This window comes from Streptomyces avidinii (genome assembly GCF_045161815.1).
Classification (GTDB): Bacteria; Actinomycetota; Actinomycetes; order Streptomycetales; family Streptomycetaceae; genus Streptomyces; species Streptomyces avidinii.
On the sequence record NZ_CP108863.1, the window covers coordinates 6684315 to 6707152 of the forward strand.

At 72.9% G+C, this 22838-nt stretch carries 25 protein-coding genes; 10 read left to right on the forward strand and 15 right to left on the reverse strand.

The window, feature by feature from the left end:
• Window positions 1–10 precede the first annotated feature (10 nt).
• The 3 genes from OG373_RS30135 (at window position 11) to OG373_RS30145 (ending at window position 4168) form a co-directional block, all read left to right on the forward strand.
• Window positions 11–1480: a CitMHS family transporter gene (locus OG373_RS30135; RefSeq protein ID WP_405441484.1), complete on the forward strand. Its 1470-nt coding sequence runs from the start codon at window positions 11–13 to the stop codon at window positions 1478–1480.
• Window positions 1481–1578: 98 nt separating this feature from the next.
• Complete coding sequence (locus OG373_RS30140) at window positions 1579–2991, forward strand: aldehyde dehydrogenase family protein (RefSeq protein ID WP_405441485.1); 1413 nt, start codon at window positions 1579–1581, stop codon at window positions 2989–2991.
• Window positions 2992–3088: 97 nt separating this feature from the next.
• Complete coding sequence (locus tag OG373_RS30145) at window positions 3089–4168, forward strand: Zn-dependent alcohol dehydrogenase (RefSeq protein WP_405444262.1); 1080 nt, start codon at window positions 3089–3091, stop codon at window positions 4166–4168.
• On the opposite strand, the gene OG373_RS30150 is transcribed toward OG373_RS30145, so the two are convergent.
• Window positions 4165–4419, reverse strand: a complete 255-nt coding sequence (locus OG373_RS30150; protein ID WP_405441486.1) for a hypothetical protein — start codon at window positions 4417–4419, stop codon at window positions 4165–4167. The two genes, OG373_RS30145 and OG373_RS30150, sit on opposite strands and share 4 nt — an antisense overlap.
• A complete protein-coding gene (locus OG373_RS30155) occupies window positions 4416–5057 on the reverse strand; it encodes a TetR/AcrR family transcriptional regulator (protein WP_397736033.1) in 642 nt (213 codons plus the stop codon). The genes OG373_RS30150 and OG373_RS30155 overlap by 4 nt, the downstream gene beginning before the upstream one ends.
• A 77-nt stretch (window positions 5058–5134) precedes the next feature.
• Between OG373_RS30155 and OG373_RS30160 the strand changes: the two genes are divergently transcribed.
• The 3 genes from OG373_RS30160 to OG373_RS30170 all read left to right on the forward strand — a co-directional run bounded on the left by OG373_RS30160 (window position 5135) and on the right by OG373_RS30170 (window position 7501).
• Window positions 5135–6286: an acyl-CoA dehydrogenase family protein gene (locus OG373_RS30160; RefSeq protein ID WP_405441488.1), complete on the forward strand. Its 1152-nt coding sequence runs from the start codon at window positions 5135–5137 to the stop codon at window positions 6284–6286.
• A 197-nt stretch (window positions 6287–6483) separates the two neighbouring features.
• Window positions 6484–6771 carry a YiaA/YiaB family inner membrane protein gene (locus OG373_RS30165; protein ID WP_189973689.1) on the forward strand — a complete coding sequence of 96 codons (288 nt, stop codon included), beginning with the start codon at window positions 6484–6486 and terminating at the stop codon, window positions 6769–6771.
• Window positions 6772–6865: 94 nt separating this feature from the next.
• The gene (locus tag OG373_RS30170; protein WP_397736037.1) at window positions 6866–7501 is read left to right on the forward strand and encodes a TetR/AcrR family transcriptional regulator; all 636 of its coding nucleotides are present in this window, start codon (window positions 6866–6868) and stop codon (window positions 7499–7501) included.
• Window positions 7502–7517: 16 nt separating this feature from the next.
• Here OG373_RS30170 and OG373_RS30175 read toward each other — a convergent pair whose 3' ends face one another.
• Window positions 7518–7979 carry a MaoC family dehydratase gene (locus tag OG373_RS30175; RefSeq protein WP_405441489.1) on the reverse strand — a complete coding sequence of 154 codons (462 nt, stop codon included), beginning with the start codon at window positions 7977–7979 and terminating at the stop codon, window positions 7518–7520.
• 106 nt (window positions 7980–8085) lie between these two features.
• Here OG373_RS30175 and soxR point away from each other — a divergent pair, with 106 nt between their 5' ends.
• A complete protein-coding gene (gene soxR / locus OG373_RS30180) occupies window positions 8086–8529 on the forward strand; it encodes a redox-sensitive transcriptional activator SoxR (RefSeq protein ID WP_030388732.1) in 444 nt (147 codons plus the stop codon).
• A 213-nt stretch (window positions 8530–8742) separates the two neighbouring features.
• On the opposite strand, the gene OG373_RS30185 is transcribed toward soxR, so the two are convergent.
• From OG373_RS30185 to OG373_RS30200, 4 genes are all read right to left on the reverse strand, one after another.
• A complete protein-coding gene (locus tag OG373_RS30185; RefSeq protein WP_405441490.1) occupies window positions 8743–9477 on the reverse strand; it encodes a 3-keto-5-aminohexanoate cleavage protein in 735 nt (244 codons plus the stop codon).
• On the reverse strand, window positions 9474–10055 hold the full coding sequence (locus OG373_RS30190; protein ID WP_405441491.1) for a hypothetical protein: 582 nt from the start codon (window positions 10053–10055) through the stop codon (window positions 9474–9476). The genes OG373_RS30185 and OG373_RS30190 overlap by 4 nt, the downstream gene beginning before the upstream one ends.
• Window positions 10056–10150: 95 nt before the next feature.
• A complete protein-coding gene (locus tag OG373_RS30195; RefSeq protein ID WP_405441492.1) occupies window positions 10151–11473 on the reverse strand; it encodes a serine-threonine protein kinase in 1323 nt (440 codons plus the stop codon).
• A gap of 94 nt (window positions 11474–11567) precedes the next feature.
• Window positions 11568–12899 carry an exo-beta-N-acetylmuramidase NamZ domain-containing protein gene (locus tag OG373_RS30200; RefSeq protein WP_405441493.1) on the reverse strand — a complete coding sequence of 444 codons (1332 nt, stop codon included), beginning with the start codon at window positions 12897–12899 and terminating at the stop codon, window positions 11568–11570.
• 95 nt (window positions 12900–12994) lie between these two features.
• Between OG373_RS30200 and OG373_RS30205 the strand changes: the two genes are divergently transcribed.
• The 3 genes from OG373_RS30205 (at window position 12995) to OG373_RS30215 (ending at window position 16229) form a co-directional block, all read left to right on the forward strand.
• Complete coding sequence (locus tag OG373_RS30205) at window positions 12995–13759, forward strand: SDR family oxidoreductase (protein ID WP_405441494.1); 765 nt, start codon at window positions 12995–12997, stop codon at window positions 13757–13759.
• Complete coding sequence (locus OG373_RS30210) at window positions 13744–15555, forward strand: class I adenylate-forming enzyme family protein (RefSeq protein ID WP_405441495.1); 1812 nt, start codon at window positions 13744–13746, stop codon at window positions 15553–15555. Before OG373_RS30205 ends, OG373_RS30210 begins: the two co-directional genes overlap by 16 nt.
• Window positions 15556–15623: 68 nt before the next feature.
• Window positions 15624–16229: a TetR/AcrR family transcriptional regulator gene (locus OG373_RS30215; RefSeq protein WP_405441496.1), complete on the forward strand. Its 606-nt coding sequence runs from the start codon at window positions 15624–15626 to the stop codon at window positions 16227–16229.
• A 60-nt stretch (window positions 16230–16289) separates the two neighbouring features.
• Here the strand turns inward: OG373_RS30215 and OG373_RS30220 are convergent, their stop codons facing one another.
• The 8 genes from OG373_RS30220 to OG373_RS30255 form a co-directional block, all read right to left on the reverse strand.
• Window positions 16290–17489: a S8 family serine peptidase gene (locus OG373_RS30220; RefSeq protein WP_405441498.1), complete on the reverse strand. Its 1200-nt coding sequence runs from the start codon at window positions 17487–17489 to the stop codon at window positions 16290–16292.
• A 190-nt stretch (window positions 17490–17679) separates the two neighbouring features.
• Window positions 17680–18912, reverse strand: coding sequence for an acyl-CoA dehydrogenase family protein (locus tag OG373_RS30225; RefSeq protein ID WP_405441500.1), 1233 nt, complete (start codon window positions 18910–18912; stop codon window positions 17680–17682).
• Window positions 18913–18923: 11 nt separating this feature from the next.
• Window positions 18924–19973 carry a phosphotransferase family protein gene (locus tag OG373_RS30230; RefSeq protein WP_405441502.1) on the reverse strand — a complete coding sequence of 350 codons (1050 nt, stop codon included), beginning with the start codon at window positions 19971–19973 and terminating at the stop codon, window positions 18924–18926.
• Window positions 19974–20117: 144 nt separating this feature from the next.
• On the reverse strand, window positions 20118–21029 hold the full coding sequence (locus tag OG373_RS30235) for an MBL fold metallo-hydrolase (RefSeq protein WP_405441504.1): 912 nt from the start codon (window positions 21027–21029) through the stop codon (window positions 20118–20120).
• Between the two features lie 150 nt (window positions 21030–21179).
• Window positions 21180–21476, reverse strand: coding sequence for a hypothetical protein (locus OG373_RS30240; RefSeq protein ID WP_189973675.1), 297 nt, complete (start codon window positions 21474–21476; stop codon window positions 21180–21182).
• 87 nt (window positions 21477–21563) lie between these two features.
• The gene (locus tag OG373_RS30245) at window positions 21564–21881 is read right to left on the reverse strand and encodes a DUF202 domain-containing protein (RefSeq protein ID WP_397736063.1); all 318 of its coding nucleotides are present in this window, start codon (window positions 21879–21881) and stop codon (window positions 21564–21566) included.
• Entirely contained in the window at window positions 21878–22276 is a 399-nt protein-coding gene (locus OG373_RS30250) for a YidH family protein (RefSeq protein ID WP_397736065.1), read from the reverse strand. The genes OG373_RS30245 and OG373_RS30250 overlap by 4 nt, the downstream gene beginning before the upstream one ends.
• 9 nt (window positions 22277–22285) lie before the next feature.
• A complete protein-coding gene (locus OG373_RS30255; RefSeq protein WP_405441506.1) occupies window positions 22286–22816 on the reverse strand; it encodes an NUDIX hydrolase in 531 nt (176 codons plus the stop codon).
• Window positions 22817–22838: the final 22 nt, after the last annotated feature.

Consider the following 22838-nt stretch of genomic DNA (forward strand, 5'->3'; position numbering starts at 1 on the left):
CCTTCCCCACATGCTGACCTTCCTCGGCTTCGCCATGATCGCGACCTTCCTGGTCCTGATCATGCTGAAGAAAATGTCGCCCATCGCGGCGCTCGTCCTCATCCCCGCACTCTTCTGCGTGTTCGCAGGGAAGGGCGCGCACCTCGGCGACTACGTCATCGACGGCGTCGGCAAGCTCGCCCCGACCGCCGCCATGCTGATGTTCGCCATCGTCTACTTCGGAGTGATGATCGACGTCGGTCTCTTCGACCCGATCGTCCGCGGCATCCTGCGCTTCTGCAAGGCGGACCCGATGCGGGTGGTGGTCGGCACCGCCGTTCTCGCCGCGATCGTCTCGCTCGACGGCGACGGCTCGACCACCTTCATGATCACCGTGTCGGCCATGTATCCGCTCTACAAGCGGCTCGGCCTCAGCCTGGTGGTCATGACGGGCGTCGCGGCCACGGCCAACGGCGTCATGAACACCCTCCCCTGGGGCGGTCCGACCGCCCGCGCCGCCACCGCCCTCAAGCTCGACGCCGCCGACATCTTCGTCCCGATGATCCCGGCCCTCGCGGTGGGGCTGCTCTTCGTGTTCGTCCTGGCGTACGTCCTCGGCGTGAAGGAGCGCCGCCGGGTCGGCACGCTGGTACTGCCCGGACAGGTGGAGCGGGAGACGGTCGAGGACGAGCTGGTCCCGGCCGCCCCCGGGGCGTCCGGCGCCTCCGCCTCCGCCGAGGGCGCCGTCGGCTCCGCCGCTTCCGCCGCAGGCCCCGCCCCCGACTCCGCCGCTGCCCCCGCCCCCGCCTCCGGTTCCGTCCCGCACGCGAGCGGAGACACACCCACCCCCGAGGAGGGCTTCCAGGGCCTGGATCCGCACCGTCCCACCCTGCGCCCCCGCCTGTACTGGTTCAACGCCGGCCTGACCGTCGCCCTGCTCACCGCGATGATCATGGAGCTGCTGCCCATCCCGGTGCTGTTCCTCCTCGGTGCCGCTCTCGCGCTCACCGTCAACTTCCCGCACATGCCCGATCAGAAGGCCCGGATCGCCGCCCACGCCGACAACGTCCTGAACGTCGCCGGCATGGTCTTCGCCGCCGCCGTCTTCACCGGGGTCCTCACCGGCACCGGCATGGTCAAGCACATGGCCGACTGGCTCGTCGGCGCCATCCCCCAGGGCATGGGCCCGCACATGGCACTGGTCACCGGCCTGCTGAGCCTGCCGCTCACCTACTTCATGTCGAACGACGGCTTCTACTTCGGCGTCCTGCCCGTCCTGGCCGAGGCCGGCGCCGCCCACGGGGTCTCCCCGCTCGAAATCGCCCGCGCCTCCCTCGTCGGCCAGGCACTGCACATGTCGAGTCCGCTGGTTCCGGCCGTCTACGTCCTCGTCGGCATGGCCAAGGTCGAGTTCGGCGACCACACCCGATTCACCGTGAAATGGGCGGCCCTGACCTCCCTCGTGGTCCTGGCGGCGGGGATGCTTTTCGGCATCATCTGACATCCCGCGCCCCCTGGCCGACAGAAACTACCGGCGCTAGTTTGTAGGGTGTTCGAGAGGTCGGATCTACGCGCTCGTGCGTGCTCGGGAGGAATGCCATGAAGGCCCACGACGGGATGTACATCGACGGCGCGTGGCGGCCCGCCGCCGGCAGCGAGCCGATCGAGGTCGTGAACCCGGCCGACGGCCAGGTCATAGGCGCCGTCCCGGCCGGCACCGAGGAGGACGTGGACGCGGCCGTACGCGCGGCCCGTGCGGCCCTCCCCGGCTGGGCGGCCACGCCCCCGGCCGAGCGGGGCGCTCTGATCGGCGCGCTGCGCGACGCACTGCTGGCCCGCAAGGTCGAACTGACCGACACCATCACCGCCGAGCTCGGGTCCCCGCTCGGCTTCTCGAAGGCGGTCCACGTCGGATCGCCGATCGCCGTGGCCGCCTCCTATGCCGAACTGGCCGCCTCGTACGCCTTCGAGGAGCGGATCGGGAACTCCACCGTGCTGCTGGAACCGGTCGGGGTGGTCGCGGCCATCACGCCGTGGAACTATCCGCTGCACCAGGTCGTTGCAAAGGTGGCGCCCGCTCTCGCCGCCGGCTGCACCCTCGTCCTCAAGCCGGCCGAGGACACCCCGCTGACCGCACAGCTCTTCGCCGAAGCCGTGCACGAGGCGGGCATCCCGGCCGGAGTCTTCAACCTGGTGACCGGTACCGGTCCGGTCGCAGGCCAGGCCCTGGCCGCGCACGAGGGAGTCGACCTCGTCTCCTTCACCGGCTCGACCGCGGTCGGCAAGCTGATCGGCGCCACGGCCGGCGCCGCCGTCAAGCGGGTCGCGCTCGAACTGGGCGGCAAGTCGGCCAACGTCATCCTGCCCGGAGCCGACCTGGCCAAGGCCGTCGCGGCAGGTGTCGGGCACGTCATGAACAACACCGGCCAGAGCTGCAACGCGCTCACCCGGATGCTCGTCCACCGGGACCAGTACGAGGAGGCCGTCTCGCTCGCGGCCGCCGCCGTCGCCAACTACCCCACCGGCGACCCCCGCCAGGCCGGCACCCGCGTCGGTCCGGTCGTCAACGCCAAGCAGCACGAGCGTGTCCGCGGTTTCATCGCCAAGGGCGTGGAGGAAGGCGCGCGCCTGGTCGCCGGCGGGCCCGACGCGCCGCAGGAGCAGGGGTACTTCGTGGCGCCGACGGTGTTCGCCGACGTCACGCCCGACATGGCCATCGCCCAGGAGGAGATCTTCGGCCCGGTGCTGTCGATCATGCGGTACGAGGACGAGGAGGAGGCCCTCAGCATCGCCAACGGCACCGTCTACGGCCTGGGCGGCGCCGTCTGGGCGGCCGACGAGGCGACGGCCGTGGCTTTCGCTCGCCGCATGGACACCGGGCAGGTGGACATCAACGGCGGCCGCTTCAACGTGCTCGCGCCCTTCGGCGGCTACAAGCAGTCGGGCGTGGGCCGCGAGCTGGGCCCGCACGGCCTGGCCGAGTACCTCCAGACGAAGTCCCTGCAGTTCTGATCCCGCCACCCGGCCCACCGTCCCCCTGCCCCGCCCGATCGCCCATCGCCGCACCCCCCCCGCACCCGCCCAGCACCGGAAAGACGAGATGACGACCATGGTCCGCGCCGCCGTCCTGCCCGCCGTCGGAGCCCCGTTGGAAATCCGGGACATCGTGCTGCCGGATCCCGGCCCCGGGCAGGTCCGGGTGCGGCTCGCCGCCGCCGGGGTGTGCCACTCCGACCTCTCCCTCACCAACGGCACCATGCGGGTCCCGGTACCCGCCGTCCTCGGCCACGAAGGCGCGGGCACGGTCCTCGCCGTGGGGGAGGGCGTCACCCACGTCGCCCCCGGTGACGGCGTGGTGCTCAACTGGGCCCCGTCCTGCGGTGCGTGCCACCACTGCACCATCGGTGAGGTCTGGCTCTGTGCCACCGCGCTCGCCGGGGTCGGGGCGGTCCACGCGCACGACGCGCAGGGCACCGCACTGCACCCCGGGCTGAACGTGGCGGCCTTCGCCGAGGAGACCGTCGTCGCGGCCAACTGCGTGCTGCCCGCCCCCGACGGGATCCCCCTCACCGAGGCCGCCCTGCTCGGCTGCGCCGTCCTCACGGGCTACGGGGCCGTCCGGCACAGCGCCCAGGTCCGCCCGGGCGAGTCGATCGCCGTGTTCGGTGTCGGCGGGGTCGGCCTCGCCGCCCTCCAGGCCGCGCGGATCGCGCAGGCGGGGCCGGTCATCGCCGTCGACGTGTCCCCGGCCAAGGAGGAACTGGCGCGCGCGGCCGGAGCCACCGAGTTCGTGCTCGCCTCCGACACCACCGCCAAGCAGATCCGCGCACTGACCGGCGGGCAGGGCACGGACGTCGCCGTCGAGTGCGTCGGCCGGGCGGAGACCATCCGCGGTGCCTGGGAGTCGACCCGCCGCGGCGGCCGCACCACGGTCGTCGGCATCGGCGGCAAGGACCAGCAGGTCACCTTCCACGCCCTGGAGATCTTCCACTTCGCCCGCACCCTCACCGGCTGCGTCTACGGCAACAGCGACCCCGCCCGCGACCTCCCGGTGATCGCCGAGCACGTCCGCGCGGGCCGCCTCGACCTCGGTGCCCTGGTCACCGACCGCATCACCCTCGACGACATCCCGGCGGCCTTCGACGCCATGCTGGCGGGCAAGGGCGGCCGCTCCCTCATCGTCTTCTAGGGGGTGTCCGCCGCCTTGCGCAGCCGCAGGTGCCGGTGCGCGTCGTACAGGGACCAGTAGCCGGGCGGCCCGGCGTCGACCGCCGGGAGCAGCGGGGTCCGGCCCCCTGCGCCGAGTGCCTCCGCGCCGAGCGCCTCCGCGCCGGGTGCGTCCGGAGCGGCCCGATCTGCCGCTGCCCGCAGCAGGGTGCGGACCCGCGCCGCGTCGTCGGCCCGCACCGCGGTGATCAAGTCGGTGTCCCCGAGTGTCATACCGTCCCCTTCAGCGCCTCGTACTGGAGAGCCAGCCCGTCCAGCAATGCCGCCAGGCCCGTCTCGAAGGCGCCCTCGTCCACCTCCCGCCCGCGCTCCGCCAGCAGGTGGGCCTGGCCCAGGTGCGGATAGTCCGCCGGGTCGTACGCCGCCCGGTCGTCCACGAAACCCCGGGCGAAGGAGGCCACCGCCGAGCCCAGGATGAAGTACCGCATCAGTGCGCCGATCCGGGTCGCCTGCGCCGGCGACCACCCGGCCTCCGTCATCGCCCCGAACACCGCGTCCGCCAGCCGCAGCCCGGCCGGCCGGCGGCCCGGCCCGCGCGCCAGCACCGGCACGATGTTCGGGTGGTCCGCCAGGGCGTCCCGGTACGAATGCGCCCACGCGTGCAGGGCCCCGCGCCAGTCCGGGCCGCCGTCGAACATCGACAGGTCGACCCGCGCGCTCACCGAGTCCGCCACCGCGTCCAGGATCTCGTCCTTGGTGCGGAAGTGGTTGTAGAGCGAGGGCCCGCTGACCCCGAGGGCGGCCGCCAGCCGCCGCGTCGACACCGCCTCCAGCCCCTCGGCGTCGACCAGGGCGCCGGCCGCCTCGACGATGCGGTCCCGGCTGAGAAGGGGCTTGCGCGGTCTGGCCATGCGCCACATAGTAGGGCCTGCCCGCCATAAACTACCGGTGCTAGTTAAAGGCCCCGACGCCGTCCCGGAGGTGCCCGGTGAATCTGGAGCTGAGCGAGGAGCAGACTGCCGTCCGCAGGCTCGCCCGCGAGTTCACCGAGCGCGAGGTCGCCCCGTACGCCGCCGAGTGGGACCGCGCCGAGAGTGTCGACCGGGCCATCGTGAAGAAGCTGGGCGCGCTCGGCTTCCTCGGGCTGACCGTCCCCGAGGAGTACGGCGGCTCCGGCGGCGACCACCTCGCCTACGTCCTGGTCACCGAGGAGCTCGGACGCGGCGACTCGGCCGTGCGTGGGATCGTCTCCGTCTCCCTCGGCCTGGTCGCCAAGACCATCGCCGCCTGGGGCACCGAGGACCAGAAGCGCGCCTGGCTGCCCCGCCTCTGCTCCGGCGACGCGCTCGGCTGTTTCGGACTGACCGAGCCCGGCACCGGCTCCGACGCGGGCAGCCTCACCACCCGCGCCGTCCGCGAGGGGGACACGTACGTCCTCGACGGCAGCAAGATGTTCATCACCAACGGCACGTGGGCCGACGTGGTGCTGCTCTTCGCCCGTACCGGGGGCGAGCCCGGCCACCGCGGGGTCTCCGCCTTCCTGGTGCCCACCGACACCCCGGGTCTGACCCGCCGCGAGATCCACGGCAAACTCGGCCTGCGCGGCCAGGCCACGGCCGAACTCGTCCTCGAGGGCGTCCGCGTGCCCGTCTCCGCGATGCTCGGCCCCGAGGGCAAGGGCTTCTCCGTCGCCATGTCCGCCCTCGCCAAGGGCCGGATGTCGGTCGCCGCCGGCTGCGTCGGCATCGCGCAGGCGGCACTGGACGCGGCGCTCTCGTACGCCGCCCGGCGAGAGCAGTTCGGCAAGCCGATAGCCCAACACCAGCTGGTCCAGGAGCTCATTGCGGACATCTCGGTCGACGTGGACGCGGCCCGGCTGCTCACCTGGAGGGTCGCCGACCTCATCGACCGCGGGCAGCCCTTCGCCACCGAGTCCTCCACCGCCAAGCTCTTCGCCTCGGAGGCCGCCGTGCGCGCCGCGAGCAACGCCCTCCAGGTGCACGGCGGGTACGGCTACATCGACGAGTACCCGGCGGGCAAGCTGCTGCGCGACGCCCGCGTGATGACCCTGTACGAGGGCACCAGCCAGATCCAGAAGCTGCTCATCGGCCGCGCCCGCACCGGGGTCTCGGCTTTCTGAGGCAGCTTCCGAGGCGCGTTCCGAGGCACCGTCCGGGGCACCCTCTGACGCACCTTCCGAGGCGCGTTCCGAGGCACGCTGCGAGGCGAGCTGCGCAGCCGTGCACCCGATGCGTGCACGCGTGAGTACCGGCATGAGTACGCGGGATGAGTACGCGTGCGGATGTGCTCCGCGCCGGCCGGCCCGATCCTCGACCCATGAACGAAACACCGGTCAAGCAGCAGAGCACGGGGGCGTACTACGGCCAGGCCGTCGCCTCCTTCGGCATCGCCATCGGCGCCGTGGCCGTGGGGATCTACAACCTGGAGGTCGACGGCTGGGTCCGCGCCTTCCTGGGCATCGCGGTCCTGTACCTCACCACCTCCGCCTTCACCCTCGCCAAGGTGGTCCGCGACCGCCAGGAGGTCACGCAGATCGTCAGCCGGGTGGATCAGGCCAGGATGGAGAAGATCATGGCCGAGTACGACCCCTTCGCGCCGAAGTAGCCGGCCCGACCGGCGGCGCGCGCCCGACAAGGCTAAGCGCTTGCTCACCCTCCGGTAGGGTGTTGCCTTCCATACGGTGAAGGGTGAGTGGGCGATGGGCAGCGCGGAGGATACGGTCGACGGCTACCGGCCGTGGTCCGAGGTCACCCCCGACGCCGCGCGACGGCTGCTCGTCGCCGCCGTCGAAGCCTTCGCCGAGCGCGGGTACCACGCCACCACCACACGTGACATCGCGGGCCGTGCCGGTATGAGCCCGGCCGCGCTCTACATCCACTACAAGACCAAGGAAGAGCTGCTCCACCGGATCAGCCGGATCGGCCACGACAAGGCGCTGGAGATCCTGACCACCGCCGCCGACGGCCCCGGCAGCCCCGCCGACCGGCTCGACGCCGCCGTGCGGTCCTTCGTGCGGTGGCACGCGGCGCACCACACCACCGCGCGCGTGGTCCAGTACGAGCTCGACGCCCTCGCCCCCGAGCACCGCTCCGAGATCGTGGAGCTGCGCCGGCAGAGCGACGCCGCCGTGCGCCGCATCCTGGCCGACGGAGTGGCCGCGGGGGAGTTCGACGTCCCCGACCTGCCGGGCACCACGCTCGCCGTACTGTCCCTGTGCATCGACGTGGCGCGCTGGTTCAACGTGGCCGGGCAGCGCACGCCCGACGAGGTCGGCGGACTCTACGCCGACCTCGTGCTCCGCATGGTGGCCGCGCGGCCTGCGCCCGCGCGGTAGCGCGGACGGACGGGCTTCAGAAGTAGTAGCGCGACACCGACTCCGCCACGCACACCGGCTTGTCGCCGCCGTCCCGCTCGACCGTCACCGTGGCCGTGACCTGCACGCCGCCGCCCGCCTCCGTGACCTCCGTGATCACGGCGGTCGCGCGCAGCCGCGAACCGACGGGCACCGGAGCCGGGAAACGTACCTTGTTCGTCCCGTAGTTGAGGCCCATCCGCATGCCCTCCACCCGCATGATCTGCGGTACCAGGCTGGGCAGCAGGGACAGTGTCAGATAGCCGTGCGCGATCGTGGAACCGAAGGGTCCACCCGCGGCGCGTTCCGGGTCCACGTGGATCCACTGGTGATCGCCGGTGGCGTCCGCGAAGAGGTCGATCCGCTTCTGGTCCACCTCCAGCCACTCGCTGGGGCCGAGCGGTTCGCCGATCCCGGCGTGCAGCTCCTCGGCGGACGTGAAGACCCTCGGCTCGGCCATGCCCTGTTCCTGTCTCTCGCGGACGACTGACGGACGAATAAGCGCTTGCTCAGCATGCTGGGGCCCGCATGCGTATGTCAACGGACCTCCGACTACGCTCGACCGGGTGCCGCAGATTCCCGAGAAAATCCATGAGCTCACCGTCGGCCAGCTGTCCGCCCGCAGCGGCGCGGCCGTCTCCGCGCTCCACTTCTACGAGGCCAAGGGCCTGATCAGCAGCCGCCGTACGTCCGGCAACCAGCGCCGCTACACCCGCGACGCCCTGCGCCGCGTGGCCTTCGTCCGCGCCGCCCAGCGCGTGGGGATCCCGCTGGCCAGCATCCGCGAGGCACTCGCCCGGCTTCCGGAGGAGCGCACCCCCAACCGCGAGGACTGGGCCCGCCTCTCCGAGGCCTGGCGTGCCGAACTCGACGAGCGCATCACCCGACTCGGTCGGCTGCGCGACCACCTGACGGACTGCATCGGCTGTGGCTGCCTGTCCATGGAGACCTGCGCGCTGTCCAACCCGGACGACGTCTTCGGCGAGCGCCTCACCGGCTCGCGGCTCTAGGCCGTCTCTTTCGGATCTTGCCGGGCCCGCGACGCCCGGCACCGCACCTCGCCGCGTTGTCGGGCCCGCCCCGGTACGTCCAGTACAGGAGCGGCCCTCCGCCTGGCGATGCTTCCCCTCGGCCCTGCGGGCCTGGGGAGCCCCCATGCCGCCGGACGCCGCGGGCTCGGCCGACAAGATCCGAAAGAGACGGCCCAGGGGCTGTCCTGCCCCCTAGGGTGTCCTGACCGGCGCCTCCGCCAGCAGGTCCCGGGCCGCCGCCACCAGTTCGGCGTTCGACCGCGCAGGCCGTCCGTCGGGCAGGTGCGTCACATCCCCTACGCCGGTCCGCACGCCCGTCCCGCACCGTGCGGCCAGCCGCAGCACGGGCCAGGCGGCCGCGTCCCGCCCGTACAGGAGCACCGGGACCGGCGGCAGGCCGCGCAGGCCCGCCACCAGAGCCGGATCGCCCGCCGCGAGTTCGGCCGAGAGCCGGACCCGCCCGGGCTCGCGCACCGGCCAGGCCAGGAACCGTGCCAGCGGCTCCGGCCCGGCCGCACCGCCCAGCGGCACCTCCGCGTCCACGGCGACGCCCCGCGACAGCAGGGCCTCCGCCAGCCCGGCGGCCCCCGGCTGCCCGAAGTCCACCACGGCCCGGTCCGGCAGCACCGTCCACGAGGCCACCCGATCCAGCCGTCCGGCCGGATCGGGCTCGGCCGCGATGCTCGCCGACACCGAGAGCGCTACGCCGACCCCCGCGCGCCGCAGCACCTCCAGTACCGGCCCGACCACCCGCGGCGAGAGGCTTTCGCGCCCGCACGGGGTGCGCGGGTGCACCAGTACCTCTCCGGCCCCGGCGGCGACGGCTGCCAGTGCCGACTCGGCCAGCGCCTGCGGCGACATCGGCACGGCCGGGCCGTCGGTGGCGTTCCGCGAGCCGTTCAATGACACCGACAGCGTGGTTCTCACGCGGCCCCCGCCGTCGGGAGATCCGCCAGGGCCGGTCTGGGCACCACGATCCCGCAGCCCGCGCACACCGGCCCGTCCCAGGCCAGCGCCCCCGCCCAGGGGCCGACCGGAGCCACCTCCGGCCAGTGCAGTTCGGTGTCCCCGCAGACCGGGCACGCCGTCCCCGGCTCCGACTCCAGCGCCCGCACCAGCCTGCGCAGCACCTCGCCCAGCGTTCCCTCCGGCCGCACCCCCGGGTCCGCGCACCGCACCACCGCGTCCCCGCTCCCTCCCCACGCCCACTCCGGGCGGCGCAGACCGTGGTGCTTCTCGCGCCGGCGGCGTTCCGCGAACTGCCGCTCGTACTCCAGCCAGACCGCCCGCGCGTCCTCCAGCTCCTCCAGCGCGGCCACGAGCCGCAGTGGATCGGCCCCCCGGTCCTCGGGGGCGATCCCGTGCCGGTCGCACAGGTGCCACCATGTGGCCCGGTGCCCGTAGGGCGCGAAGCGCTCCAGGCAGCGGCGCAGCGAATGGCGCCGCAAGGCCCGGTCATTGCGCGCGTCGCGCACCTGGTAGGCCAGACTCCGGAATCCCGCCATCACACCATCACCTCCGCCGATGTGCCCAACATGCCCGGCCGGAGGCGGGCGCATGCGGGGGCGGTCGAGGCGTGCGGGTGGCACATGGCCAGAACTCAGCGCCCCATGCGCCCCGCGGTCACCACCACCCGGGCCAGTTCCTCGTGGCAGATATCGCTGTGCGCCCCCGACGGGGCGCCGCCGCGCCGCACCACGGAGCCCGCGTCCACACTGACGCAACCGGCCGCGGGCACCCCCTCGCGCAGAGCGGTTTCGAGGCTCAGCCGGGGCGCACCCGGGACCGCCCGGACCCCGTCGTGCCCGATGGCGCCCCACCGCTCGTCGAAACCCAGCAGTCCGGCCGAATCGCCTGCCATCCGGGAGGCCAGCGGGTAGAAGACCTTGAGGGCCGAGTCGTGCGGGGAGTGGCAGGCGACCACCGGCCCGTCGACCCGTCGCTGGAGGCCGCGCAGGGCGCCGCCGTTGCTCTTGTCGTGCGGCAGCCGGTCGGCGAAGGCGTAGTGGGAGAAGGCCCCCTGGAGCAGGGTCACGGACTTCACGTACCGGGCCCGGTCCGGCACCGCGCGCAGCGAGAAGGACACCACCCGTGCGCCGAAGCTGTGCCCGATCAGGTGGAACCGCAGCGCCGGGCGGGCGGCCGCCAGCTCCGTCAGCACCGGGCCGAGTCCGCGTTCGCCGACCACGCCCGCCCGCTTCTTCATCTTGTAGTAGGTCGCCTGCCGCAGGAGCTCCTTGGCGCCGCCCCACAGGCCGCGCAGCCCGCCGCCGATGGTGAGGCCCGGACCGGCGGGGTCCGCCGGATCCGCTGCGCCCGCCCGGACCAGGGCGGTGGACAGGGCCCGGCACACCTCCAGCACATCCTCGGTGAAGATCGCCGGCACGGCCGGGGCGACCACGGCGGGAACCGCGTCCACCCCCGCCAACTCGCGCACGAGGGCGCCGAACTCGATGAAGGCGGCCGCCGAGTCGGGCTGCTCCTCCAGCAGTTCCGCCACCCGGTCCAGCTCGGCCCGCCGCTCCGGCCAGAACTCCGCGAGCGCTCGCCGGGTGGCGGGGTCCAGGGTTGTACCGAGGCCGGGTTCGGCGAGTGCGCCGGGTGCGTCGAAGTCGGGTATCGGCTCGTCGGAGAACCGCATCGCGGGCCATACGACACCCACGTACCCCAGCCGCACCCCCGACCCCACCAGCCCCGGGAAGGGAGAGAAGAAACGGTCGTAGAGCCGCGTCGCCGTGGACCGGTCGCTGTTCCAGCCGTGTGCGAAGACCAGCAGGTCCGTGGCCTCCATCCGGGCCACCGTCCCCTGCGTCGCCCGGTCCACGTCCCCTTCGGAGTCGAAGGTCAGCTCCGCGTACGGGGCGACCCCGATCCCGGCCCCGATCCCGACCGCGTTCCTGCTCCGCCCACCGATGTCCGCCATGACGTCCCCCTCCACGCCGTGCCTCCGGTGCAGTCAGCATCCTGCTGCGGAGCCCGCCCGGCCAGCCCCCTGACGCGGTCGGCTCACCGGAGGCTCACGGGTAGAGCAGGTACTTCTCGCGCACCGCCCCGAAGCGCGCCAGTCCCACCGCCCAGTCGCCCACCACCTCGTCCACGTCCGCCCCCGCGTCCACCAGCGTCCGTACCCGGTCCGAGCCCGTCAGCCGGTCGATCCAGTGGTCCGCGCGCCAGCCGAAGCCGCTCCACACCCGCCGCGCGGTGATCAGCAGCCCGATCCCGGCCCGTACCGGGTCGAAGGCGTCCCGGTCGTGCACGATCAGCCGGACTCCACCGCACACCTTCCCCTGATGCTTGGAGAAGGTCGGTGTGAAGTACGCCTCCCGGAACCACACCCCGGGCAGCCCCAGGCCGTTCGCCTCCTCCGCCCACCGCCGGTCGATCCCCTCCGCGCCCACCACCTCGAAGGGCGTGGTCGTCCCGCGCCCCTCGGAGAGGTTCGTCCCCTCGAACAGGCAGGTACCGGCGTACGCGAGGGCCGTGTCCGGTGTCGGCATGTTCGGGCTGGGCGGCATCCACGGCAGCCCCGTCTCCCCGAAGAAGGACTCCCGCCGCCACCCGGACAGGGGCACCGTCCGCAGCCGGACGGGCCTGTCCGTCAGGAACTCGCCGTTGAAGAGCCGGGCCAGTTCGGCCGCCGTCATCCCGTGCGCGAGGGCGATCGGCTCCCGCCCGACGAAGCTCGCGTACGGCCGCTCCAGTACGGGCCCCGCGGCCCGCCGGCCGCCCACCGGATTGGGCCGGTCCAGCACCACCACCGCCTTGCCGGCGAGCGCGGCCGCGCGCATGCAGTCGTAGAGGGTCCAGATGTAGGTGTAGAAGCGGGCCCCGACGTCCTGGATGTCGAAGACGACGGTGTCGATCCCGGCCGCCGTGAAGACGTCCGCGAGCTGCTGCCCGCTCCGGCCGTACGTGTCGTACACCGGCAGTCCCGTCGCCGGATCCCGGGAGGCCCCCTCGGACCCACCCGCCTGCGCCGTCCCGCGGAACCCGTGCTCGGGCCCGAACACCGCGACCAGGTCGACCCGTTCGTCCGCGTGCAGTACGTCGACCAGGTGCCGGGCGTCGGCGGTGATCCCGGTGGGGTTGGTGACCACCCCGACCTTCTCCCCGGCCAGCGCGGCGTACCCGTCCGCGGCGAGCCGATCGAGACCGGTACGCACCCGGCCGGCCGCCCCGATGACCGCCCGGGCACCGGCGGTCCGGGCGGTTCCGGTGGCGCCGGTGGTCCCGGGGGTACCTGTGGTCCCCGTGGTTCCAGTGGGCCCGGTGCGCCCCGCCGCCCCCAGGGCGCCCGCCGACCCGATGGCTCCCGCCAGCCCCAGCACCCCGCGTCGCGACAGCGTCATCCGGCCACGCTACGAGTCACGCCCCTTTCCTCCTGACATACCGACTGGTTAGTCTGCCCACGATCCGGCATCCGGCCGCACGAGAGGTGGACCCCGTGAGCGCGTACCAGGACCAGCGAGTCGTCGTCACCGGCGCGGGCGGCGGCATCGGCGCCGCCCTCGCCCACCGCTTCGCGGCCGAGGGCGCCACGGTGGTGGTCAACGACCTCGACCCGGCCAGGGCCGCCGCGGTCGCCGGGGCCATCGGCGCGCGGGCGATCCCGGTGCCGGGCGACGCCTCGGCCGTCGTGGACGAGGCTCGCGAGGCCCTCGGCGGGACGGTCGACATCTACTGCGCCAACGCCGGGCTCGCCTCCGGCGGCGACGCCTTCGCCGACGAGGCCGTCTGGGAGGCGGCCTGGGACACCAACGTCATGGCCCACGTGCGCGCCGCCAGACTGCTGTTGCCCGACTGGCTGGAGCGGGGGAGCGGCCGCTTCGTGTCCACGGTCTCGGCCGCAGGGCTGCTGACCATGATCGGAGCGGCCCCGTACAGTGTCACGAAGCACGGTGCGCTCGCCTTCGCCGAATGGCTCTCGCTGACCTACCGCCACCGGGGGGTCCAGGTCCACGCCATCTGTCCGCAGGGGGTCCGCACCGACATGCTGACCGCCGCGGGTTCGGCGGGCGAACTCGTTCTCGCGCCGACCGCGATCGAGCCGGAAGCGGTCGCGGACGCGCTGTTCGACGGCATGGAGAAGGGCCGATTCTTGATCCTCCCGCACCCCGAGGTCGCCGACTTCTACGCCGCCCGCGCCACCGAGCCGGATCGCTGGCTGAGCGGCATGAACCACCTCCAGCAGAAATGGGAGACCCGGTGACCCCCTCGCAGGACTCCAGGACCTCCCGGGCATCCCTGTACGCCGCGAAGCCCTGGCTCGGGCGGCTCACCGAGGTCCAGCGGGAGCCCGTCGACCCGCCGCCCACCGTGCTGCACGCCTTCCGCGAGGCCGCCGCCCGGGCCCCCGAGCGCACCGCGCTGGCCTACTTCGACGGCCGGATCGGCTACGCCGAGGCCGACGCGCTCTCCGACTCCGTCGCCGGTCACCTCGCGGCGCGGGGCGTCCGGCGCGGGGACCGGGTCGCCGTCATGCTGCAGAACACCCCGCACTTCGTGCTCGCCGTCCTCGCCGCCTGGAAGGCCGGGGCCGTCGTCGTCCCGCTCAACCCCATGTACAAGTCGGGCGAGGTCGAGCACATCCTCCGCGACTCGGGAGCCGCCGCGCTCGTCTGCGAAGGCCGGGCGTGGACGGCGTACGTGCGCGAGGCCGCGCGGGACAGCGCCGTGCGGACCGTGCTGACCACGTCGGACCTGGACTTCCAGACGCGCAACGACCCCCGGCTCTTCGGCCCGGCGCCGGACCGGGCCGCCGCCCCCGCCCGGCCGTTCGTGCCGGCCCAGGCGGCCGCGCCGGACGTGCCGGACGCGCCGGACGCGGTGCCCGGCCGGGAGCATCCGGCCGGCCCGGACGCCGCCGACCTCGTCGGCCTCGGCCCCGCCGACCTCCTGACCGTGGCCCGCGGCAGGCGGCCCGCGCCGGACGGCCCGGACCTGACCGCCGCCGACACCGCCCTGATCAGCTACACCTCCGGCACCAGCGGTACCCCCAAGGGCGCGATGAACCCGCACGGCGCGCTCACGTACAACGCCGTCCGCCAGGTCACCTCCCACCCCCTGCCCGAGGGCGCCACGTACTTCGCCCTCGCGCCGCTCTTCCACATCACCGGCATGGTCTGCGAGCTCGCCGCCTGCTTCGCCAACGCCGGCACCCTGGTCCTCGCCCACCGCTTCGACGCGGGCGCCGTCCTCGACGCCTTCCTCGAACACCGCCCCGCCTACACCGTCGGCCCGGCCACCGCCTTCATGGCCCTCGCCGCCCACCCCGGTGTCACCCGCGACCACTTCGCCTCGTTCCGGGTGATCTCCTCCGGCGGCGCCCCGCTGCCGCCCGCGCTCGTCGAGCGCCTGCGCACCGCCTTCGGCTTCTACCTCCGCAACGGCTACGGCCTCACCGAGTGCACCGCCCCCTGCGCCAGCGTCCCCGTACACCTGGAGGCTCCCGTCGACCCCGTCTCCGGGACGCTCTCCGTAGGGCTGCCCGGCGCCGACACCGTCGTCCGCATCCTCGACGAGCGCGGAGCCGAGGTCCCCTTCGGCGAGACCGGTGAGATCGCCGTCCGCGGCCCGCAGGTGGTGCCCGGCTACTGGGGTCTGCCCGCCGATACCGCCAAGGCCTTCCCGGAGGGCGAACTGCGCACCGGCGACGTCGGATTCATGGACCCGGACGGCTGGCTCTACGTCGTCGACCGCAAGAAGGACATGATCAACGCCTCCGGCTTCAAGGTCTGGCCGCGGGAGGTCGAGGACGTGCTGTACACCCACCCCGCCGTCCGCGAGGCCGCGGTGGTCGGCGTACCGGACGCGTACCGCGGGGAGAGCGTCAAGGCGTACGTGAGCCTGCGCCCCGGCACCTCGGTGGAGCCGGCGGAGCTGTCCGCCTACTGCGCCGAGCGCATCGCCGCGTACAAATACCCGCGTCAGGTCGAGATCCTGCCTGTCCTTCCGAAGACGACCAGTGGCAAGATCCTGCGACGGGAACTGCGCGATCGCGGCTGAAAACAGTCGGACGGTCGTACAGCTGGTCCCAGTGACCAGGCAGGAAACAGGAAGGGAAGGTCAGCGCCATGGCGGCCAGGACCACGGAACCCGCAGGCACGCACGAAGCCCCGGTACCGCAGCGGCTGCTGGCCGTCGCCACCCGGCTCTTCGCCGAGCGCGGCTACGACCGCACCTCGGTCCAGGAGATCGTCGAGGCGGCCGGCGTCACGAAGGGCGCGCTCTACCACTACTTCGGGTCCAAGGACGACCTGCTGCACGAGGTGTACGCGCGGATGCTGCGGCTCCAGCAGCAGCGCCTGGACGCGGTGGCCGACTCCGACGCGCCCGTCGAGGAGCGGCTGCGCGCCGCGGCCGCCGACGTGGTCGTCACCACCATCGAGAACCTCGACGACGCGATGATCTTCTTCCGGTCGATGCACCAGCTCAGCCCGGAGAAGTTCAAGCAGGTGCGGGCGGAGCGCCGGCGCTACCACGAGCGCTTCCGGGCGCTGGTCGAGGAGGGTCAGCGTACGGGGGCGTTCTCCAGCGCCACCCCCGCCGACCTCGTGGTGGACTACCACTTCGGGTCCGTCCACCACCTGTCGACCTGGTACCGGGCGGACGGCCCGCTCACGCCGCAGCAGGTCGCCGATCACCTCGCCGACCTGCTGCTGCGCGCTCTGCGTCCCTGACCCCCCGGACAGGGCACGGGCCCGTGGGTCCGCCCGACGGGCGGACCCACGGGCCGTCGACTACGGGGCCACCTTCAGCAGCTTGTTCGCCGTGCCCGCCGACGGGTTGGTGACCGCGCCGGACGTGGCCGCCCCCGTCAGAGCCGCGGCTGTCTGCGCCGGCGTCGCCGTCGGGTGCCCGGCGAGGTAGACCGCCGCCGCGCCCGCCACGTGCGGGGTGGCCATGGACGTGCCGGAGATCGTCTTCGTTCCCGTGTCACTGTCGTTCCAGGTGGACGTGATGTCCGAGCCCGGCGCGTACAGGTCCACCACGGAGCCGAAGTTGGAGAACGAGGACTGCGCGTCGTCGATCGTGCTGGAGGCGACCGTGATCGCCTCCGTGACCCGGGACGGCGAGCCCTGACCGGCGTCGGACGACTCGTTGCCCGCCGCCACGGCGAAGGTGACGCCCGAGGCGATGGCCCGGCGCACCGCCTCGTCGAGGGCCTCGTCGACGCCGCCGCCCAGGCTCATGTTGGCCACCGAGGGCCCCGAGTGGTTCTGCGTGACCCAGTCGATGCCGGCTACCACCTGCTCGGTGGTGCCGGAGCCGTTGTCGTCGAGCACCCGCACCCCGACGACCTTCGCCTTCTTGGCGACGCCGTGCGCGGTGCCCGCGATGGTGCCGGCCACGTGCGTGCCGTGGCCGTTGCCGTCGTCGGCGCTGTCGTCGTTGTCGACCGCGTCGAAGCCGGACGTCGCGCGGCCACCGAAGTCCTTGTGGGTGGTGCGCACGCCGGTGTCGATGACGTAGGCCGTCACCCCCTCGCCGCCGCTGTCGGGGTAGTTGTACTTCTTGTCGCCCGCCTGGGCGGTCTGGTCGATCCGGTCCAGCCCCCATGAGGGCGGGTTGGTCTGGGTGGCGTTGATGGTGAACTTCTTGTTCTGTACGACCTTGCCGACGGCCGGGTCCGCGGCGAGCCGCTTGGCCTCGGTCTCGCTCAGGCCCGCGGCCGAGAAACCGTTGACGCCGGAGCCGTAGGAGCGCTTCAGCTCGCCTCCGTACTTGCGGGCGAGCTGTTCCTTGTTCGCGGATGCGTCGAGTATGACGACGTAACTACCGCTGATCGCGCCGGGCGCGCCGAGGCCGTACACGGTGCCTTCGGCCGGTGCCGCCGCCCCCGCGAAGGGGGAGGCGAGCAGGGTCACGGCAGTGGCCGCGGCCGCTCCCGTGCCGACTGCCGCGTACCGGAAACCGCGCGAGCGCTTGTGAGTTGCCATCTGGAGGGTTCTCCTCGTGTTTGACGTGTGGGGCGTCAGACCTTCTGGAGAACCCTCTTCCGATTGACAGGCGCAAATCAAGAACGCCTTGGGGGTGCGGGGTTATTCAACAAGGTTTCTTAAAGGGTCCCCCGCATCGCCTTCACCCCGTACACGAGTTCATGCGAACTCCTGCACGATTCCCACACGTTCACGGCCGACCGGCCGCGTACTGCTTCAACTCCCGCCGTGCCAAAGACCGCTGGTGCACCTCGTCCGGTCCGTCGGCCAACCGCAGGGTCCTCGCGGCCGCCCACAACTCGGCCAGCGGGAAGTCCTGGCTCACCCCGCCCGCGCCGTGCAGCTGCACCGCGTCGTCGAGGATCCGCACCACCGCCCGCGGTGTCGCGATCTTGATGGCCTGGATCTCGGTGTGTGCGCCCCGGTTCCCGACCGTGTCCATCAGCCAGGCCGTCTTCAGCACCAGCAGCCGCAGCTGCTCCACCGTGACCCGGGCATCGGCGATCCAGTTCTGCACGACACCCTGGGCGGCCAGCGGCTTGCCGAAGGCGGTACGTTCCACCGCGCGCCGGCACATCAGCTCGATCGCCCGCTCCGCCATCCCGATCAGCCGCATGCAGTGGTGAATACGGCCCGGGCCGAGCCGGGCCTGGGCGATGGCGAAGCCGGTGCCCTCCTCGCCGATCAGGTTCGCTGCCGGAACCCGGGCCCCGTCGAAGACCACCTCGGCGTGGCCGCCGTGGTCGTGGTCCTCGTACCCGTACACCGTCATGGCCCGGCGCACCTCGACCCCCGGCGTGTCGCGCGGCACCAGGATCATCGACTGCTGGCGGCGCGGGTCGGCGCCCTCCGGGTCGGTCTTGCCCATCACGATGAAGATCCGGCAGTCCGGGTTCATCGCCCCCGAGATGAACCACTTCCGGCCGGTGACCACGTACTCGTCACCGTCCGCCGAGCGCTCGATCCGCGTCTCGATGTTCGTGGCGTCCGACGAGGCCACCTCGGGCTCGGTCATCGCGAAGGCGGACCGGATCTCCCCGGCCAGCAGCGGCTCCAGCCACTGCTTGTGCTGCTCCTCGTTCCCGAACTGGGCGAGCAGCTCCATGTTCCCGGTGTCCGGAGCCGCGCAGTTGGTGGCCATGGGTGCCAGGTGCGGGCTGCGCCCGGTGATCTCGGCGAGCGGCGCGTACTGGAGGTTGGTCAGCCCCGCGCCGTGCTCGGCACTGGGGAGGAAGAGGTTCCACAGCCCCTGACGGCGCGCCTCGGCCTTCAGTTCACCGAAGACGGCCGGGGTGTCCCAGGGCGAGGCCAGCCGTGCGCGCTGCTCGGCGGCGACGGGCTCCGCCGGGTAGACGTACTCCTCCATGAACGCGAGCAGCCGCTCGCGGAGTTCCTCGGTCCGGGCGTCGAATGCGAAATCCATGGGTGAGTGCCTCAGCCTTCCTGGAGGTCCTGGCGGTCCTGGAGAGTGGTCAGTCCGTGCTCGATGAAGACCGGGACCAGCTCGCCGATCCGGTCGAAGCCCGCTCCGACGGTCTGCCCCAGCGTGTAGCGGTAGTGGATGCCCTCGAGGATCACGGCGAGCTTGAACCAGGCGAAGGCCGTGTACCAGGCGATGGCCCCGGTGTCGCGCCCCGAGCGGGCGGCGTAGCGCTCGACGAGCTCCGCCGGCGTCGGATGGCCCGGCGCCCCGCTCGTCGTACTGACCGGCGATCCGGTCAGGCCCAGGTCCGAGCTGTACATCACGAGCAGCCCGAGGTCGGTCAGCGGATCCCCGAGCGTGGACATCTCCCAGTCCAGCACCGCCCGGATGGTGTCGTCCGGGCCGCCGATCAGCACGTTGTCGAGCCGGAAGTCCCCGTGCACCACGGTGGGGGCGGGGGAGTCGGGGAGCCTGCGGCCGAGCGCGCCGTGCAGCTCGTCGATCCCGGCGAGCTCCCGGCCCCGGGAGGCCGCGAGCTGCTTGCCCCAGCGCCGCAACTGCCGGTCGAGGAAGCCCTCCGGCCGGCCGAAGTCGCCCAGGCCCACCGCCTGCGGGTCCACCGCGTGCAGCTCGACCAGGGTGTCCACCAGCCCCAGCACCGCCCGCCGGGTCCGCTCCGGGCCGATCGCGGCGAGCTGCTCGGCCGTCCGGTACGGCACCCCGTCCACGAACTCCATGACGTAGAACGGCGCCCCGAGCACGGCCTCGTCCTCGCACAGGAGCAGCGGCTCCGGCACCGGCACGGCCGTGCCGTGCAACGCCTCGATCACCCGGTGCTCGCGCCGCATGTCGTGAGCGGTGGCCAGGACGTGGCCCAGCGGCGGCCGGCGGACCACCCAGCGGGCGGTCCCGTCGGTGATCTCGTACGTGAGATTCGACCGGCCGCCCTCGATGAGCCGGCCGCGCAGCGCCCCGGACACGAGCCCCGGCCGGGCCCGGTCGAGATGACCGCGCAGTCGCTCCAGGTCCAGGCCGCGCGGGTCGGCCGGGGCTGAGGTCATGGTGCGCACCTCCGTGCGAGTCGACGAGGGGAAGAGCGGCGGTGCGTCGGAGCACCGTCGCGAGCCATCATGCCGACCAGTCGGTATGTCGTCCAGAGTGCGGGCGGAAGGAAACCCTTCCGCCCGGCTTTCCGCCCGGCTGTCTCAGGCGTGGCAGAGGATCGGTGTTCCGCCGTTCATCACCGTCATGTCCGTCAGGACGGCAAGGATGTCCAGGGGCGCCCCCTCGGGCTTCCCGGCCAGCTCCGCGTACGCCCGGTGCACGTTCGCGACCAGCCGCTCGCTCTCCCGCCAGGCCCCGAACTCGCCGAGATCGGCCTGCTGGGCCACCTCCAGCGGGGACAGCCCCTTGGCCCGGCCCTCCCGGGCGGTCTCGGCCACGTAGCGCAGGTAGCGCTCGGTGGAGTCGTAGGCGGAGGGGTCGGTCAGCGGTCCATGGCCCGGTACGACGGTCTCCGCGTCCAGCGAGCGCAGCAGCTCCAGCGCCCGCAGCGAACCGGCCAGGGAGCCCATCGCCAGGAACGGGGTGCCGCCGGCGAAGACCAGGTCGCCGGTGAACATCACCCGCTGCCCGGGCAGCCACACGACCGAGTCCCCGGTGGTGTGCGCGACGCCCGGGTGGATGACCCGCACCTCCGTCGCGCCGACGTGCAGGGTCGCCCGGTCGCTGTAGGTGAGGTCGGGCGGGACGATGTCGACCGCGCCGAAGTCCGTGGCGGGCCAGATCAGCTCCAGCTGGTGCCCGGCGGCGAGCTGCTCGGACCGCGCGTTGTCGTGGCCGAGGATCAGCGCCTCGGGGGTGAAGACGCCGTTGCCGTAGGTGTGGTCGCCGTGGTGGTGGGTGTTGACCACGGTGCGGGGCAGCGGCGCCCCGGCCGCCACGACCGCGTCGCGCAGGGCCAGGGCCCGCCGTTCGGTGGCGGCCGTGTCGACGAGCAGGGTCCGGCCCCCGTCGGTCACGAACCCCGCGTTGTTGAGGCACCAGCCGCCGTCCGGCTGGACGTAGGCGTACACCCCCGGAGCGGGCTGGACGAGGTACGGCTCTTCGACGGACATCTGCGCTCTCCCCGGGTCGCTTTGACGAACGGTCGGCATCCTGCCAGCCGTCGCGGCCCCGGGGGAGGGCGGGTGGTATTCGGCACGCGTCAGCGCACGTCAGTGCATGTCGGCACGGGCCGGCGCACGTCAGTGCCCGACCGGAGCGCGTCAGTGGTCGTCGTAGTGTCCGTCGTGCTCCGCGTGCCGGTGGCCGTCGTGCAGGTAGTCCACGTGATCGCCGTGCCGGACCGACTCGTGCCCGCAGTCCGCGCCGTGCGCGTGCGCGTGTCCGTCGTGCGTGGTGTGCCCGCTGGGCTCGCACTCGTCCCAGTGGCCCGAGTGCTCCCGGTGCAGGTGGCCGTCGTGGGCGTAGTCGACGTGGTCGCCGTGCGAGACCGCCTGGTGGCCGCAGTCCGCGCCGTGCGTGTGCTGGTGCGTGGGGTGTTCGTGGTGCAGCGTCGTCATGGCGCCGAGGTTAGTGCGGATTGTCGGGTATCGCCCGTTGTGTCGCAGCGGCGTGGCGAAGCGCGATCATCACACCGGAGGCGGAGCTCAGACGATCACCGCCATGGCGAACACCGCAAGCGCCGCCGTGCACGCCACCGCCGCCAGCGCCGCCTGCGGCGCGAGCGGCCGCGGCCGGCCCGCCGCCAGCTCCCGGATCCGCCGGTGGGCCACCCACAGGAACGCCAGCCAGATCAGCGCGATGACCGCCGCCCCGGCCAGCTCCACCGGCGAACCGGACCCGCGCAGCGCCTGCCGCAGCGCCAGCACCGCCACGACCGAGCAGGCCAGCGTCGTACGCCGCCACGCGAGCCGGGTCCGTTCGGGCTGCAGTCCGGCATCGCGGTCCGGGCCCGGGGCGCTCACTGCCCCGTCGTCCAGCCGAGCAGCACGACCAGCACCATCGCCACCGCCACCAGCCCCACACCCAGGCTCAACAGCACCGGGAACCGCGACAGCGGCAGGTCCTCACCCCGCCGCATCGCCCGCTCGCACCGCACCCAGTGGTTCACCGCCCGCAGCGCACAGGCCGCACCCACCGCGAGCAGCGTGAGGGCCATCCCGACCCGCACCCCCCAGCGCAGGTCCGGCAGGAACTGGTCCACGGCGAACCCGCCGCCCACCAGGGCCAGCGCGGTCCGGATCCAGGCGAGGAAGGTCCGTTCGTTGGCCAGCGAGAAGCGGTAGTCGGGGGTCTCGCCCTCGTCCCTCAGCCGCGAGGGTGCGAACCAGAGGCGCACGTCCTTGACGAAGTCGATCACCCGACAAATCTACTGGTGGAAGTCCGGGTGCGCGCGCAGCCGCCGGTACGCCTCCAGCCCGTCCGGCACCCAGGCCCACTCCCCGCCCGTCACCCGCCGGTCCAGCTCCTGCGGCGTGAGGTACGTGTGCCAGTCGACCTCCGAGGCCTGCGGGTCCACCGGCAGCTCGCACCGCACCTCGTGCACGTACGACCACCAGGCCCCGCCCGGACCCTCGTACAGGAACTTGAACAGCGGCGTCGGCTGCGCCAGCCCCCGTACGCCCAGCTCCTCCTCGGCCTCGCGCAGCGCGGCCTGCGGGTAGCTCTCGCCCGCGCCCACCACTCCGCCCACGAACATGTCGTAGTACGAGGGGAAGACCAGCTTCGAGGCGGTCCGCCGGTGCACGAAGACCCGCCCCCGCGCGTCCACGGCCCGCACGAACACACAGCGGTGGATCAGCCCCTGCGCGTACACCTCGCCCCGCGGGGCCTGCCCGACGACCCGGTCGTCCCGGTCCACCACGTCCAGTACTTCATCAGCGGCACTCACACAGGTCATCCAACCACCGCTGTTGACTGGT

Coding starts and splice junctions, on each gene's coding strand:
- OG373_RS30135 (WP_405441484.1), top strand. CDS start 11: ATGCTGACCTTCCTCGGCTTCGCCATGATCGCGACCTTCCTGGTCCTG.
- OG373_RS30140 (WP_405441485.1), top strand. CDS start 1,579: ATGAAGGCCCACGACGGGATGTACATCGACGGCGCGTGGCGGCCCGCC.
- OG373_RS30145 (WP_405444262.1), top strand. CDS start 3,089: ATGGTCCGCGCCGCCGTCCTGCCCGCCGTCGGAGCCCCGTTGGAAATC.
- OG373_RS30150 (WP_405441486.1), bottom strand. CDS start 4,419: ATGACACTCGGGGACACCGACTTGATCACCGCGGTGCGGGCCGACGAC.
- OG373_RS30155 (WP_397736033.1), bottom strand. CDS start 5,057: ATGGCCAGACCGCGCAAGCCCCTTCTCAGCCGGGACCGCATCGTCGAG.
- OG373_RS30165 (WP_189973689.1), top strand. CDS start 6,484: ATGAACGAAACACCGGTCAAGCAGCAGAGCACGGGGGCGTACTACGGC.
- OG373_RS30170 (WP_397736037.1), top strand. CDS start 6,866: ATGGGCAGCGCGGAGGATACGGTCGACGGCTACCGGCCGTGGTCCGAG.
- OG373_RS30175 (WP_405441489.1), bottom strand. CDS start 7,979: ATGGCCGAGCCGAGGGTCTTCACGTCCGCCGAGGAGCTGCACGCCGGG.
- OG373_RS30190 (WP_405441491.1), bottom strand. CDS start 10,055: ATGGCGGGATTCCGGAGTCTGGCCTACCAGGTGCGCGACGCGCGCAAT.
- OG373_RS30195 (WP_405441492.1), bottom strand. CDS start 11,473: ATGGCGGACATCGGTGGGCGGAGCAGGAACGCGGTCGGGATCGGGGCC.
- OG373_RS30200 (WP_405441493.1), bottom strand. CDS start 12,899: ATGACGCTGTCGCGACGCGGGGTGCTGGGGCTGGCGGGAGCCATCGGG.
- OG373_RS30210 (WP_405441495.1), top strand. CDS start 13,744: ATGGGAGACCCGGTGACCCCCTCGCAGGACTCCAGGACCTCCCGGGCA.
- OG373_RS30215 (WP_405441496.1), top strand. CDS start 15,624: ATGGCGGCCAGGACCACGGAACCCGCAGGCACGCACGAAGCCCCGGTA.
- OG373_RS30220 (WP_405441498.1), bottom strand. CDS start 17,489: ATGGCAACTCACAAGCGCTCGCGCGGTTTCCGGTACGCGGCAGTCGGC.
- OG373_RS30225 (WP_405441500.1), bottom strand. CDS start 18,912: ATGGATTTCGCATTCGACGCCCGGACCGAGGAACTCCGCGAGCGGCTG.
- OG373_RS30230 (WP_405441502.1), bottom strand. CDS start 19,973: ATGACCTCAGCCCCGGCCGACCCGCGCGGCCTGGACCTGGAGCGACTG.
- OG373_RS30235 (WP_405441504.1), bottom strand. CDS start 21,029: ATGTCCGTCGAAGAGCCGTACCTCGTCCAGCCCGCTCCGGGGGTGTAC.
- OG373_RS30240 (WP_189973675.1), bottom strand. CDS start 21,476: ATGACGACGCTGCACCACGAACACCCCACGCACCAGCACACGCACGGC.
- OG373_RS30255 (WP_405441506.1), bottom strand. CDS start 22,816: ATGACCTGTGTGAGTGCCGCTGATGAAGTACTGGACGTGGTGGACCGG.